General features: G+C 59.9%; 10 protein-coding genes. 1 reads left to right on the forward strand and 9 read right to left on the reverse strand.

Annotation, left to right across the window (positions count from 1 at the left end):
* Positions 1-16: 16 nt before the first annotated feature.
* The 8 genes from KIK84_RS05945 to KIK84_RS05980 all read right to left on the reverse strand — a co-directional run bounded on the left by KIK84_RS05945 (position 17) and on the right by KIK84_RS05980 (position 6641).
* The gene (locus KIK84_RS05945; protein ID WP_214122331.1) at positions 17-1612 is read right to left on the reverse strand and encodes a Re/Si-specific NAD(P)(+) transhydrogenase subunit alpha; all 1596 of its coding nucleotides are present in this window, start codon (positions 1610-1612) and stop codon (positions 17-19) included.
* A 144-nt stretch (positions 1613-1756) separates the two neighbouring features.
* Positions 1757-1969, reverse strand: a complete 213-nt coding sequence (locus tag KIK84_RS05950; protein WP_214122115.1) for an HP1242/YdcH family protein — start codon at positions 1967-1969, stop codon at positions 1757-1759.
* 76 nt (positions 1970-2045) lie between these two features.
* A complete protein-coding gene (locus tag KIK84_RS05955; protein WP_250207773.1) occupies positions 2046-2783 on the reverse strand; it encodes a lysophospholipid acyltransferase family protein in 738 nt (245 codons plus the stop codon).
* A 5-nt stretch (positions 2784-2788) separates the two neighbouring features.
* On the reverse strand, positions 2789-4096 hold the full coding sequence (locus KIK84_RS05960) for a dihydroorotase (protein WP_214122116.1): 1308 nt from the start codon (positions 4094-4096) through the stop codon (positions 2789-2791).
* Between the two features lie 31 nt (positions 4097-4127).
* Positions 4128-5099, reverse strand: a complete 972-nt coding sequence (locus KIK84_RS05965; protein ID WP_214122333.1) for an aspartate carbamoyltransferase catalytic subunit — start codon at positions 5097-5099, stop codon at positions 4128-4130.
* Positions 5100-5104: 5 nt separating this feature from the next.
* The gene (gene pyrR / locus KIK84_RS05970) at positions 5105-5602 is read right to left on the reverse strand and encodes a bifunctional pyr operon transcriptional regulator/uracil phosphoribosyltransferase PyrR (protein ID WP_214122117.1); all 498 of its coding nucleotides are present in this window, start codon (positions 5600-5602) and stop codon (positions 5105-5107) included.
* Positions 5599-6033, reverse strand: coding sequence for a Holliday junction resolvase RuvX (gene ruvX, locus KIK84_RS05975; RefSeq protein ID WP_214122118.1), 435 nt, complete (start codon positions 6031-6033; stop codon positions 5599-5601). Before ruvX ends, pyrR begins: the two co-directional genes overlap by 4 nt.
* Positions 6030-6641, reverse strand: coding sequence for a YqgE/AlgH family protein (locus KIK84_RS05980; RefSeq protein ID WP_214122119.1), 612 nt, complete (start codon positions 6639-6641; stop codon positions 6030-6032). The genes ruvX and KIK84_RS05980 overlap by 4 nt, the downstream gene beginning before the upstream one ends.
* Before the next feature lie 17 nt (positions 6642-6658).
* On the opposite strand from KIK84_RS05980, the gene KIK84_RS05985 reads away from it, so the two are divergent.
* Positions 6659-8152, forward strand: a complete 1494-nt coding sequence (locus tag KIK84_RS05985; RefSeq protein ID WP_214122120.1) for a cryptochrome/photolyase family protein — start codon at positions 6659-6661, stop codon at positions 8150-8152.
* Here the strand turns inward: KIK84_RS05985 and KIK84_RS05990 are convergent.
* Positions 8147-14050 (reverse strand): hybrid sensor histidine kinase/response regulator, encoded by a 5904-nt coding sequence (locus KIK84_RS05990; RefSeq protein WP_250207774.1) that lies wholly within the window; start codon positions 14048-14050, stop codon positions 8147-8149. The two genes, KIK84_RS05985 and KIK84_RS05990, sit on opposite strands and share 6 nt — an antisense overlap.
* Positions 14051-14055: the final 5 nt, after the last annotated feature.

Genomic DNA, 14055 nt, shown 5'->3' on the forward strand with positions numbered 1-14055 from the left:
TGTTTCCCTCTTGTTCTTATTTGCGGAACATGTCGAGCATGCGACGTGTCACAGCGAAGCCACCGAACATATTGACGGCGGTCAGCACAATGCCGGCAAACGCCAGCCAGCGGATGAGCTCATCCGGGCGGCCGCCACCCACTTCGGGCGGCGCAATTTGCACCAGTGCGCCAATCGCGATGATGCTCGAGATGGCGTTGGTCACGCTCATCAACGGCGTGTGCAGGGCCGGGGTCACGTTCCAGACCACCATGTAGCCGATGAAGCAGGCCAGCACGAACACGGTGAAGTGACCGAGGAAGGCCACCGGAGCGTTGGCACCGATGAACCAGAACGCCACCGCCGCCACCGCGAAGATGATGGCCAGCGTCTTTGCAGGCATGGGCGCACTGTTGCCATGGCCGTGGCCGCTCTTCTTTTGCTCCACGGGGGCAGCGGCCTTGGGTGCCGGTGCTGCAGCTTGTGGCAGGGGAGGCGCGGGCCAGGTGATTTCGCCGCCTTTGGTCACGGTCAGGCCGCGAATGGCGTCGTCTTCCATATTGACCACGGCCACGCCGTCCTTGGCCTTGCACAGCTCTTCGGTCAGGCGCAGCAGGTTGGTGGCGTACAGCGTCGAGGATTGCTTGGCCAAGCGGGACACCAGATCGGTGTAGCCCACGATGGTCACGCCGTGCTTGACCACCGCCTTGCCCGGCTCAGTCAGTTCGCAGTTACCGCCTTGTTCAGCGGCCATGTCCACGATCACGCTGCCCGGCTTCATGGACTTCACCATGTCGGCCGTGATCAGGCGCGGCGCGGGCTTGCCCGGGATCAGCGCGGTGGTGATGATGATGTCCACTTCCTTGGCCTGCTGCGCATACATTTCGCGCTGAGCCGCCTGGAAGCCTTCGCTCATGACCTTGGCGTAACCGCCGCCGCCCGAGCCGTCTTCTTCGTAATCCACCTTGACGAACTCGCCGCCCAGGGACACGACTTGGTCGGCCACTTCAGGGCGGGTGTCGTTGGCGCGCACGATGGCACCCAGGCCCACGGCAGTACCGATGGCGGCCAAACCGGCCACGCCAGCACCGGCGATAAAGACCTTGGCCGGGGGCACCTTGCCCGCAGCGGTGATCTGACCGTTGAAATAGCGGCCAAACGCGTTGGCGGCTTCGATCACGGCACGGTAGCCGCTCACGCCGGCCATCGAGGTCAGCGCGTCCATCTTCTGGGCTCGGCTCAGCGTGCGGGGCAGCGCGTCCATGGCCAGCACGGTGGCCTTCTTGGCTTTGAGCTGTTCCATGAGCTGGGGGTTTTGGGCCGGCCAAATGAAGCTGATCAGCGAGCCGCCTTCGCGCATCAGGGCGACTTCTTCGGTGCTGGGTGCGCGCACCTTGAACACGATGTCGGCGACCGACCACAGCGCCGCTGCGCCTGGGGCGATTTCGGCGCCAGCGGCGACGTAGGCCTCATCGCTGAAATTGGCTTGCTCGCCCGCGCCCGACTCGACCACGACTTTGAAGCCCAGCTTGATGAGCTTTTCCACCACATCGGGCACGGTGGCGACGCGCTTTTCACCGGGGAATATTTCCCGGGGCACGCCGATAGATTGCACCGACCCATGGTGCACCATGGCATCTGACAGATCAGACATACAGAGTTCTCCCCGTGTTGCGTTTCAAATCCGACTATCTAGCTGTACAGCCATCAAATCAGATAGTCCCGTTCACCGCAACCGCAAGAACTCTGAAATCACAAGGAAAAATTGCTCTGACGCCTACGCTGCCTTTTGCAAAATGACGTAGAGCTGGTCTTTGAGTTGCAACTTGCGCTTCTTGAGCTGCTCGACTTCAGCAGGAGTGCCTCCCACGATATGGGATTCAATGTTTTTGATGTGCTGATCCAGCGCGTTGTGCTCATCGAACAGCTTGGCGAAATGCTGGTCGCTGGTCTTCAAGCGGGAAATTTGGTCGCGGTATTCAGGGAACATGGTAGGAAGCCTCCTCGGGGCTGCTCAATGCAGCTTTTCCAGCATGGTAGGCCGCGCCTGTGCCAGCCACTTTGCGCTAGCGCAAAGCAATCACTGCTTGGCGCAGGTCTTGTGCCCAAGCTCGGCGATCACGCTCCTGCGCTAGCTGCGGTTCCCCAAAATGCACCTGGGCCACCAAACCATTGGCACACAGGGTGCGCCACAGGCTCTCTAGCAGGCTGTCGTCGCCCACGTAGCAAGGGGCCAGGCTGAGCGCGCCGTTGGCATCGACAAAGCGCAAGCCAATGGGCTGCACCGCAACGCCAGCGCTGATGGCTGCTTGCAGCAAATTGGCATGGAAGGGCAGCACATCGGTGCCATCGCCCGTGGTGCCTTCAGGGAACACGGCCAGCACATCGCCCGCCTGCAAGCGTTCGACCATGTGGTGCATGACGCGCATGGCGTCGCGGCGCGAGTCGCGCTCGATGTAGAGCGTGCCTGCCGCATCGGCTAAGCGCCCCACCACAGGCCAGTGGTGCACTTCGGATTTGGACAAAAACCGGCAGTACTGCGCGGCGTGCATCACCACGATGTCCAACCATGAGATGTGGTTGGCCACCAGCATGACGGGGCCCGCCGCAGGCTGGCCCAGCACCTGCACGCGTATGCCTATGTGGCGCAACATGGCTTGCGCCCAGGCTTGCACCACCTGTTCACGCTGCGCTTGTGTCAAGCGTGGCAATTGCCAATACGCCCGCGCTAAACCAAGCGACAAGTGGGCCACAACGCGCAGCATGCGCCAGCCAGCGCGCAACACGGCCAATGCTTTGCGCATTGTCATCAGGCGGCGCGCTGGTACACCGGCACGCCGGCCACCACGGTGTGCTGCACCGTGCCGGGCAGCTCATAGCCTGCAAACGGTGTGTGCTGGCCACGGCTGCGCAACTGCTCGGGCAACACTTGCCAGCGGGCCAGCGGGTTGAAGAGCACAAAGTCAGCCACACCACCCACTTGCAATGCACCGCAGCCCTGGGGTGCAGTGCCTGCCAGCACCGCAGCGGGGCGGTGTGTCAGGGCGGCCAGCGCTTGGGGCAAGGCCAGCTTGTCTTGCTCGGCCCAGTGCAGCGCCAAGCTCAACAGCAACTCTACGCCAGTGGCACCGGGTGTGGCCTCGGCAAAAGGCAGGGTTTTGCTGTCGGTATCGACCGGAGTGTGGTCGGACACCAAGGCGTCGATGGTGCCGTCGGCCAAACCAGCGCGCAGGGCCGTGCGGTCGCGCTGCTGGCGCAGCGGCGGGTTCAGGCGCATGCGGCTGTCGTAGTAACCAATGTCCACATCCGTCAGATGCAGGGAGTTGACGCTCACATCGCAGGTCACGGATAAGCCCTCGGCCTTGGCCTGGTGCACCAACTCCACACCGGCTGCACTGCTGATGCGGCACAGATGCAAACGCGTGCGGGTGCCGCGCACCAGCTCAAACAGGGTGTGCAAGGCAATCGTCTCAGCGGCCACGGGAACGCCAGTCAAGCCCATGCGGGTGGCCAGCGCACCACTGGCGGCCACGCCTTTGCCCAGGTGCAGGTCTTGCGGGCGCAGCCACACGCTGTAGCCAAAGGTGGCGGCGTATTGCAGGGCGCGTTGCAGCACTTGGGTATCGGCAACGGGAACCTCGGCCTGGCCAAAGCCGACGCAACCTGCTTGCGCCAGTTGTTGCATGGGGGCCAGCACCTCGCCAGCCAAGGCACGGGTCAGCGCGCCCAGCGGCAGCACACGCGGGCCGCCTTGGATCTGGCTGCGGTAGCGCAACATTTCTACCAAGCCCACTTCGTCCATGATGGGGTTGGTATCAGGTGGGCACACCAAGGTGGTGACGCCGCCAGCGGCAGCGGCGGCACGTTCGCTGCTTAGCTGGCCGCTCTGCGCTTGGCCAGACTCGCGCAAGCGGGCGCACAAATCCACCAGACCGGGGGCCACCACCAAGCCTTGGGCGGCGATGGTCTGCTTGGGTACAAAACCCGCTGGCAAATGCCCCGCTTGCCCAGCAGGGGTGATGGCGACGATGCGGCCATCGGCCACGGCAATATCGGCCACATGGTCGGCTCCGCTGGCTGGGTCTATGACGCGTCCGCCTTGAATCAACAGGTTCATGTTTTTCTCCTTCTTGTCCATCGCTGTCCACTCAACGCGGATCGGCGTCGTTGCCCGCCACGATGCTCATGACGGCCATGCGCACGGCAATGCCAAAGGTCACCTGCGGCAAGATGACGCTTTGCGGCCCGTCCACCACGGCGGAGTCGATCTCCACACCGCGGTTGATGGGGCCGGGGTGCATGACGATGGCATCGGGCTTGGCCCACTGCAGCTTCTCGGGCGTCAGGCCAAAGGTCTTGAAGTACTCTTGGGTAGATGGCAGCAGCGCGCCACTCATGCGCTCGTTTTGCAAGCGCAGCATGATGATGACGTCGCAGTCCTTGATGCCCTCTTCGAGCGTGTGGCACACGCGCACGCCCATAGCCGACAAGTCCGATGGCACCAAGGTGGTGGGACCTACCACGCGCACTTCGGCAGCGCCCAAGGTAGTCAGGGCATGGATGTCCGAGCGTGCCACGCGCGAGTGCAGCACGTCACCGACGATGGCCACGGTCAGGTTGGCAAAGTCTTTCTTGTAGTGGCGGATGGTGTACATGTCCAACAACCCCTGGGTGGGGTGGGCATGGCGGCCATCGCCCGCGTTGATGACGTGCACATGCGGCGCTACGTGCTGGGAGATGAGGTAGGGCGCGCCCGACTCGCTGTGGCGCACCACGAACATGTCAGCCGCCATGGCCGACAGGTTGGCGATGGTGTCCAAGAGCGACTCGCCCTTGGCGGTGGAGCTGCGGGCAATGTCCAGCGTGTACACGTCGGCCGACAGACGCGTGGCGGCGATATCGAAGGTGGTGCGGGTGCGGGTGCTGTTTTCAAAGAACAGGTTGAACACGCTCTTGCCGCGCAGCAAGGGCACTTTTTTCACTTCACGGTCGTTGAACGATACGAAGTTGCTGGCGGTATCCAGTATGTGCAGCAAGATGTCGCGGGGCAGGCCTTCGGTGCTGAGCAGGTGCACCAGTTCGCCGTGGCGGTTGAGCTGGGGGTTGCGCTTGTACAGCATGGTGGTCATGCCTCCTGAATGTCGAAAGTAAAGCGGTTGTCGTCGCCTCGTGCCAAGGCCAGCGACTGGCTGGCAGCCAAGGTGATGCGGGCGGCAGCAAAGTCGGCTTGGATGGGCAACTCGCGCCCCCCCCGATCCACCAGCACCGCCAAACGCACACTGGCAGGGCGGCCGTAGTCAAACAGCTCGTTGATGACGGCGCGGATGGTGCGCCCGGTGTAGAGCACGTCATCGAGCAGCAAGATGTCAGCGCCGTTGACGTCAAACGGCAGCTCGGTCTGGCCTTTGGCCGACAGGCCGCGCTGGGCAAAGTCGTCCCGGTGCATGGCAGACGAAATGCGCCCTGCCTGGCCTGGCAAAGCCCAGTCTTGCTGCAGGCGCTCGGCCAGCCATGCACCACCTGATGTGATGCCCACCAAGCGCGTCTGCGGGCCACGCAGGGCTGCAGCACCGCTGCACAGCGCGCCATACAGCGCTTCGGCATCGATGAGTAAATTGCTCACGACAAACTCCTTAAAAACTGTTCCAAGATGATGCAGGCCGAGGCGGCATCCGCGTCTTTGGCACCCGAAGCCAAAGCCTCGGTGGTGCTGTAGCGCTCATCGACCTCGTGCACCGTGAGGCCAAAACGGCCGTGCAACTGGCGACCAAACTTTTGTGCCAATGCAGTGTTCTCGTGAGGCTGTCCATCGGGGTGATAGGGCACGCCGATGACCAAGGCATCGGGCTGCCACTCCTGGATGAGCTTGGTAATCTGCTGCCAACGGGCATCGCCTTGGGCATGGATAGATCCCTTGGGGCTGGCCGTGGCCAGCATGCGGCTGCCCGTGGCCACGCCCACGCGCTTGGTGCCAAAGTCAAACGCCATGAAGCTGCTGTGCTGGGGCGACACGGGCTTAGGAGTGGGCTTGGTAGTGGAACTGAACTGGTTCATGCGCGCCCCGATTGGCTAGACAGCATCCATGGCTCCAGCCCCAGCAGCTTGAGGGCGGCGTCGTAACGGGCGGCGGGGGCGACATCGAACAAGATGCGCGGATCGGCCTGCACGGTCAGCCAAGCGTTCTCGGCCAGCTCACTCTCCAATTGGCCAGCGCCCCAGGCGCTGTAGCCCAAACACACCAGCACCTGCGCAGGGCCTTTGCCCTCGGCCAAGGACTCCAGCACATCGCGCGAAGTGGTCATTTCCACATCGGGCGTGACGCGCATGGTGGCACCGTACGTGGGGCCATGGTCGGCATCATCGGCCGTCATGGAGGCGGCGGGCATGGCCGTGTGCAGCACAAAGCCCCGCTCGGTGTGAACGGGGCCACCCATGTAGACGGGGGATTGCATCAGGTCTTCGCGCTGCAGGGGCATGTCCAACTTGTCGAGCAGGGTTTTCAAATCCACGTCGGCAGGCTTGTTGACAATGAGGCCCAAGGCCCCGTGGCTACCGTGGTCACACACGTACACGAGGCTTTTGCCAAATACCGGGTCTTCCAAACCGGGCATTGCGATCAAGAAGTGATGCTGGAGCTGAATGGTTGGAGAATCGCCGGGCATAAACCCGAATTCTAGCTATGCCCACACTCCTTCCCCGCGGATTGGTCTGGTTGCGCCGCGACTTGCGCTTGCAAGACAACCCCAGCCTGCATGCCGCCACGGCGCAATGCGAGGCCGTTTGGTGTGTTTTTGTGCTTGATCGCACCATCCTCGATACCCTGCCACGCCGCGATCGGCGAGTGGAATTCATCCTGCAGAGCCTGCGCGATTTGCAGGCGCAATTGCCTGCGCACAGCCAGCTCATCGTGCTCGAAGGCGACCCGGCGCAGGCCATTCCTGCCTTGGCACACTCGCTGCAAGTGGGCGCGGTGTTCACAGGGCGAGACTACGAACCCGCCGCCGTGCAACGTGACCGAGCAGTGGAGCAGGCTCTGCAACAAAACGGTATTCGTTTGGTGTCGCTGAAAGACCATGTGCTGTGGGAGCAAGCCGAATTGCTCACCCAAGCGGGTACGCCGTTCACGGTGTTCACGCCCTATTACAAACAGTGGCTGGCGCGCACCCTGCGCCAGCCACAAGCCCCCTACCAACTTGAGCCTGCTGCACTGCAAAAGCTACAGGGCTGGGATGCCCAGCTCCACCAGGCTGCGTTATCCAAGCACACGGCACTGTTGCACACCGGCGTGCCAGCCCTTGCTGCGCTGGGCTTTGAATCCACTAACTTGAGCCAACTCCCCATTGCCCCCGGGGAGCACGGCGCCACACAGGCGTGGCAGGATTTTGTGCAACGCATGCCCCACTACCACACGCGACGTGACTTCCCCGCCATCAAAGGCCCTAGTTACCTGAGCGTGCATTTGCGCTTTGGCACCATCGGCATTCGCACCTTGGTACAAGAAGCGGTGGCGCAACACCTGCAGGGCATAGAAGGGGCCAGCAAGTGGCTGGCGGAGCTTGCATGGCGCGATTTTTACGCCCAGATACTGGCCCACTTTCCGCATGTGGTGCAAGGTGCTTTTCGCCCGGTGTATGACCGCATCACGTGGGAAAGTGGTGCCACGGCCGAGACCCGCTGGCAAGCGTGGACCAGCGGCCAAACCGGCTATCCACTGGTGGATGCGGCCATGCGCCAACTCCTGCACAGCGGCTATATGCACAACCGCCTGCGCATGGTGAGTGCGAGCTTTTTGGTCAAGCAACTGGGTATCAGCTGGCAGCGCGGTGAAGCATTCTTTGCCGAACACCTGCTGGACTTTGACCTCAGCGCCAACAACGGTGGTTGGCAGTGGTGCAGCTCCAGCGGTTGCGACGCGCAGCCATACTTTCGCATCTTCAACCCGATCAACCAAAGCGAGAAATTCGATCCGAATGGCACCTTTATCCACCGCTATGTCCCGGAACTGCAAGGCCTAGACGACAAGCACATCCACAGCCCGTGGCTGGCGCCGCACCCACCTGCGCATTACCCCAGTCCGATGGTGGACTTGAAAGTAGCCCGAACCGAAACGCTGGCGCGCTACCAGATAGCACGCGCCAGCGCCCCGATGAATGGAGCTACTGAGGTTTTATGAAGTTGTTGCTTCGGGCTGTTTGCAGTAACCAGCCACCAAGGCCAGTAATTGCTCTTCCGAGTACGGTTTGCCCAAGTAGTGATCGACCCCGATCGCTTTGGCATGCTCGCGGTGCTTCTCCGCAATACGGGAAGTAATCATGATGATGGGCAAATGCTTGAGTTTGTCGTCCGCACGGATGTTGCGCGCCAAATCAAACCCATCCATGCGCGGCATTTCAATGTCCGACAGCACCACGGCAGGCACTTCTTCTTGCAAACGCTCCAAGGCTTGCAAACCATCGTTGGCCAAGGCCACGCGATAGCCTTCTCGGCGCAGCAACCGTTGGGTCACCCGACGCACCGTGATGGAGTCATCCACCACGAGCACCAAAGGCGTGCTGTCGTGTGCACTGCCAGTTGCCACCGGGCTTGCAACTTGTGGCGCATCAGTCACCAACGGTTCGGCACTGGCTTGCGCCAACACTTGCTCACCATAGACCGCTGCCAATGCCACGGGGTTGTAGATCAACACCACAGCACCGGAGGGCAACACCGACATGCCTGCAAGCCCCGGCAAACGCGAGAGCTGGGCCCCCAAGTTCTTGACCACCACTTCGCGGTTGCCCAACACTTCGTCCACGTGCAATGCGACGTGTTGACCTGCACTGCGCATGATGACCACTGGGGTGGTTTTACCGACGGGCTCCTCACTCTGGCGCGATACTTGAAGCAAGGCACCAGCCCAAAAGAAGGGCATGGCCTGCATGCCGTACTCAAACTGGTTGCTGCGGTAGGCGTTGGCCAAGCCATCGGGGGATACGCGCAACACGATCTCCATGTTGTTGGCCGGAACCCCCATGGTGAAGTTCCCCATGCGCAGCAAAACCACTTGGGTCACGGCGGTTGTCAATGGCAACACGAGTTTGAATTGGGTTCCCTTCCCGGTTTCGGTATGGGTTTCAATACGGCCACCCACTGCCTGCACCTCGGCACGCACGACGTCCATGCCAATCCCGCGGCCAGCCAATTCAGTGACCTGATCGGCAGTAGACAAGCCGGGATGGAAGATCAACTCCGCCACATCAGCATCGGTCAAGACTGCATCTGCCGACACCAATCCTGCCGCTTGGGCTTTTTCACGGATGCGTTGCAGATTCAGACCAGCACCATCGTCGCTGAAGACCACCGAGACTTCGTTGCTCTCTTGTTCAACGCCCAACTGGATTTGCCCCACCAAAGCTTTGCCTGCTTTTTGGCGAGCATCGCTTGACTCAACCCCGTGGGCAATTGCGTTGCGCAACAAGTGCTCGAAGGCTGGTGCCATACGCTCCAAAATGGCACGATCCACCTCAATATTGGCACCTTCAATTTCCAAACGAACTTGCTTGCCAGCATCCTTGGAGGCTTGGCGCACCACACCGTACAGACGATCAGCAATCGAGTCGAACTCCACCATGCGGGTGCGCAGCAAGTCGCGCTGCAACTCCCGGGCCTGACGGGCTTGGGCGATCAAATCATCCTCGGCACCATCAATGGACTGCTGAAGGTTACGCTGCACAGTGGCCACATCGTTCACTGACTCGGCCATCATGCGGGTGAGCTCTTGCACACGGGTAAAGCGGTCAAACTCCAGTGGATCAAACCCCTGCGCGCTGTCTTTGGCTTGCGCCAAACGGGACTGCATTTGCGATTCGGCTTGGACCTCAACATCACGCAACTGCTGGCGCAAGCGATCCAAGTTGCCCGTCAGATCACTCAACGTTGAGCGCATCTGTCCCACATGCTCATCCATGCGCGAGCGCGCAATGAGCACCTCACCGGCTTGATTGAGTAGCTGGTCAATCAACTGCGAACGCACGCGCACTGTCTGCTGCCCTGTAGCTTTGGCCACAGCCGATTGCACAGGAGTTCGCACGGCAATTTTGGGCATGACCACAGCTGGTTTGACCACCCGCTCAGGCTTGACTGCCTCTGCTGCGCCACTGTCTATGCCATCTTCTGCTGCACGTGCCTCCAACACAAACGCTTCGGGAACTGCAGCAATTTGTGTATCTTGCGTGATCTCCGCGGCATCCAGTGCGGACGACTCCCATTCTGGAGATAGTTCAGGATTGGCCTCCAAGCCCTGAACTGCCGTTTGAATGGTGTCGAAACGGGTTAGCAGGGGTTCAATTTGCACTGTCTGCAGGCCATCACTTCCCAAGCTTTCAATGGCAGTTTCCATGCGGTGCGCCATTTCACCCACGCGCATTGCTCCGGCCAAACGAGCACTGCCCTTGAGGGTGTGCAGCAAACGCAACACTTGGGCGCGCTGATCGAGCAAAGTGGGCGTATCCACCCACAAACGCAGCGCAGTACCCAAAGCAGGCATCAGTTCATCGGCCTCTTCGCGGAATATTTCGAGCAAATCAGGATCCAGGTTATCCACTGCATCCAAATCGTCGTCTTGCGCTGACAACACAACCAGTGGCGCTGCCACAAAGTTAGCCGCAGTGCTGCTGGCCTCCACAGGAGCCCCAACGGGAGGCGATGTCGCATCGTCGAGGGCAATCAGCACTTCTGGTAGTTCTATCGCCTCCAAACCAAACTCAGGCTCAGATACTGCGTCCGACGTTGCAACAAGCGGTTCATCTATTTCAACAGCCCGCACATCTTCAGAGAAATCTTGAGCAGCCAGCGCATGCAAACGAACCAATACATCCTCATCCGCTTCCTTCAAGACACCCGCAGCGAATTGGTGCAGGAGTCGACGGATATCGAGTGCGGCAGCCAGTGCCAAGTCCGCATGTGCGGACTGCGATTGGAGATGGCGCTGCAAATGCTCCAATGCAGACTCCAATGCGCGAGCCAACTCTGACAGCGCTGTAAAGCCCACCGTAGCGGAACTACCCAACAACGAGTGGGCACACGCAATGGCAGCCTCAGGCACACCCAATGCCAAATCAGCGCGCCACTGCTGCACAGACTCTTGTAACTTCTGCGACCATTCATCGGCCTCACCCAAGAAGACATTGAACAGCGCTGGACTGATGCGCAAATGGCCCACCACCTTGATCTCGTCTTCGGGCTTGGGCGGTGGGTTCACCTCCAACACTACAGGCAATGACGGAGGAGCTACAGCCTCCGCAGGGAAGTCCAACTCCAAAGCAAAATCGATATCCTCTGCAACAACCTCGGCCTGCGGCGCTGACGTCGACTCCAGCTGATTACTGGTTTGTGTTACATCAACCGCGGGGAAGTCCAGACTGATGACACTCTCGGTGACAGCAGGCTCAATGGCGATAGGCGCATCTTGGGCAAGATTCGGCTCTGTAATGTCTTGGGGGATGTCGATCAGATGCGGCAACTCATTGATTGCGGGCAGCTTTGAATCATCTTCTGCAACGCCCGGAGCGGTATCGGCGAAATCCACCATCTCGACCGATGGAGGTGCCTCCTCTATTGCAGCAGACTGCGTCGCTGCAAAATCGGCGTGGGCTAGCGATTCTGCCTGCTGACCCTCTTCCTGTGCCGGATGTTGAGTTTCTACTGCTACGTGGCCATCGCTAAGACTGGGATGCAAAGCGGCCAGAACACTATCACGGGCGTGCGTAGGTACTTGCAGCGGAGCCAAACGGCCTTCCAGTCGCAACGCATCGGCCGTAATACGGAATGGTTGCGCACTCCAAGTGGATGCTTGTTGGCTTTCAATGTCGCGCACCCATTGACCAAAAGCAGCCATGGCATGGCCTGCAATCAGCTGCATTTCTTCTGTTGCAGGCTTGTGCTCAGCCAATGAGGTATTGAGCAATTGCTCAAAAGCCCATGCGGCCTCCCCAAACTCGGTCAAACCCACCATGCGAGAGCTGCCCTTGAGGGTATGGAAAGCACGTCGCAGCGTAGTTTGATCTGCCAAATTGGTGTTATCGGCCTTGAGGGCACCCAAAGCCTCTTGGCCATTGTGGATGACTTCTCGCGCCTCTTCCAAGAAGATACCAAGCAAATCATCGTCATCTTCATCCGGCGTCAGAACAACGGATGCAGGTGCCTGCGTCACATTGGGTGCACTGGTTGCAACTTCGTCACTGAGCGAATCGGTCTGCATGAGTGCTTGCAACTGAGCCAAGTCCTCCGCCAACCCATCGTCATCTGCTCCACTTGGAGCATTCTCATCTTGCCTGCGCCCCATGGTCGGACGAAGGACGCCTTGCTCTTCATCAAATACGAACATGGTTTTGGCCAAAGCACGCTGATAGCTCAGCATGTCTATCAAAAAGCCCATAGCCCCCAAGCTACTGCCGACCTTCTCAAACTCTTGGCTTTGGTGGGGCTTGGGTTTGCCAGCAGCCAAAATCCAATCCTCAACCGTGGAACGCATGCGCAGCGCTGCCGTGGCTGGCTGATCCATACCCAACACAGAGAAAACCCCACGCATTTGGGCAATCTGGTTGGGGGCTTGGGCCAGTACACTGGTATCTGCAGGATTGCGGAAATACGCATCCAGTGACTTTTCCACCTCGGTCAAGGTGTGACGCAACTCATCGACAACACTGCCCATGGTCTGCCTGTCACTGACACGGCGGTACAAATCCTCCATCCACGCCTCTAAGGGCTGAGGAGCGCCCCCTGCACGAACGTGATCCAAGCGCTGCGCCAGACGTTGACCACGCACGGCCAATTGCTCATCACTTGGATCCATCTCATCGTAGGCGGCTTCCAAATACAGCACCGCCGTAGCCACTTCCATGGCCACGGAAGGCTTGGGAGCTGCGCCTGATTGGACAGTGGCTTGCACCACATCCACCAAGGCCTGGGCCAGAGGCTGGTTTTCCGCATGCAGTTTGGCAATCGACTCTGCAACGCTGGCAAACTGATCTGCAGCCTGCTTCAAGCGCTGGACATCGCCTCCCGCCAAGGCAGACCATGTTTCTGCCGCTGTAGTGATGCGTTTGCGCGCTGTCGCTAAAACGGTGGGGTCAAAGCGTCCAAATTGCTCTTTAGCGTATTCCACTGGACGCGTTGTAGCCAGCCCATAGGCGTCCCTCACTTTTGTCAGAACAGGCGTTGCCCCATCCAAAGAAGGAAGGGCTTGGGAACAAAAAAACAGCAACTCGTGCCCCACTCGCTCGGAGGGTGGAGTGTTTTTTGTCGCCAAACTGACGTATTGCTGCAATACCCGTGATGCGATGCGTTTGACATATACATCAACTGGCAGCAGTTGCTGCGCCAAAGCCTCAAAGAATGCTGCAGCCAAAGCCCAGAAAGCACGCACATCGGTCGATGCCCCTGCTTGTCGCGACAGACCTTGTGCAAGGTCTGACAACTTGTGCGCCGCTTTCAAATCGCTGTATCTGACATAGCGCAGCAGCGCTTGCTCCATGGATTGCCGCGTACTCGGCGCATATTCCGTAGCGGTAACCGAATCATCCAGTCCAACATCACGCCAAGTCCATTGAGACAACCAGAGGTCTGCGGGATGAATACGTTGAGACTCCCCGGCGTATTCGAGCAAAGCCTGCCACTGGGGAAACAAAGCGACGGCCGATGATGTCTTGCCCTTGAGCAAGGTTTCCAAATATTCCACGACCGCAAAACTGGCCCGCTCCATTGCAGAAGCGGCATCATCACTGCACAACTCGGGACGCTGTACATAGCGTTGAACCAAAGATTCCATGGCGCGAACTAGCTTAGCCACCGAGGACTGGCCAACCATCTCCAACGCACCGACCGCTTGGTGCAATTGCTGGCGCGCAATCCGAAGATGGCTGGTATCCAGATCGGTCAGACCTTCGGTGCGGGCAATCTCAGCATCGCGAACAAAACGCCGCAACGCTTTGGACGCGCCATCCAGAGATTTGCGAAGCTCATCGAGCACCCACACCAATGGTCCCAGGTCATCCTGAGAGGCCACTTGTGCGCTGGCAACTGTTTGGGACATCATGC

Source organism: Curvibacter sp. CHRR-16 (assembly GCF_018474005.1).
In the GTDB taxonomy this organism is placed as follows: Bacteria; Pseudomonadota; Gammaproteobacteria; order Burkholderiales; family Burkholderiaceae_C; genus Allorhodoferax.

Coding starts and splice junctions, on each gene's coding strand:
- KIK84_RS05965 (WP_214122333.1), bottom strand. CDS start 5,099: ATGCTGTACAAGCGCAACCCCCAGCTCAACCGCCACGGCGAACTGGTG.
- KIK84_RS05980 (WP_214122119.1), bottom strand. CDS start 6,641: ATGCCCGGCGATTCTCCAACCATTCAGCTCCAGCATCACTTCTTGATC.
- KIK84_RS05990 (WP_250207774.1), bottom strand. CDS start 14,050: ATGTCCCAAACAGTTGCCAGCGCACAAGTGGCCTCTCAGGATGACCTG.
- KIK84_RS05945 (WP_214122331.1), bottom strand. CDS start 1,612: ATGGTGCACCATGGGTCGGTGCAATCTATCGGCGTGCCCCGGGAAATA.
- KIK84_RS05960 (WP_214122116.1), bottom strand. CDS start 4,096: ATGAACCTGTTGATTCAAGGCGGACGCGTCATAGACCCAGCCAGCGGA.
- KIK84_RS05955 (WP_250207773.1), bottom strand. CDS start 2,783: ATGCGCAAAGCATTGGCCGTGTTGCGCGCTGGCTGGCGCATGCTGCGC.
- ruvX (WP_214122118.1), bottom strand. CDS start 6,033: ATGAACCAGTTCAGTTCCACTACCAAGCCCACTCCTAAGCCCGTGTCG.
- KIK84_RS05985 (WP_214122120.1), top strand. CDS start 6,659: ATGCCCACACTCCTTCCCCGCGGATTGGTCTGGTTGCGCCGCGACTTG.
- KIK84_RS05950 (WP_214122115.1), bottom strand. CDS start 1,969: ATGTTCCCTGAATACCGCGACCAAATTTCCCGCTTGAAGACCAGCGAC.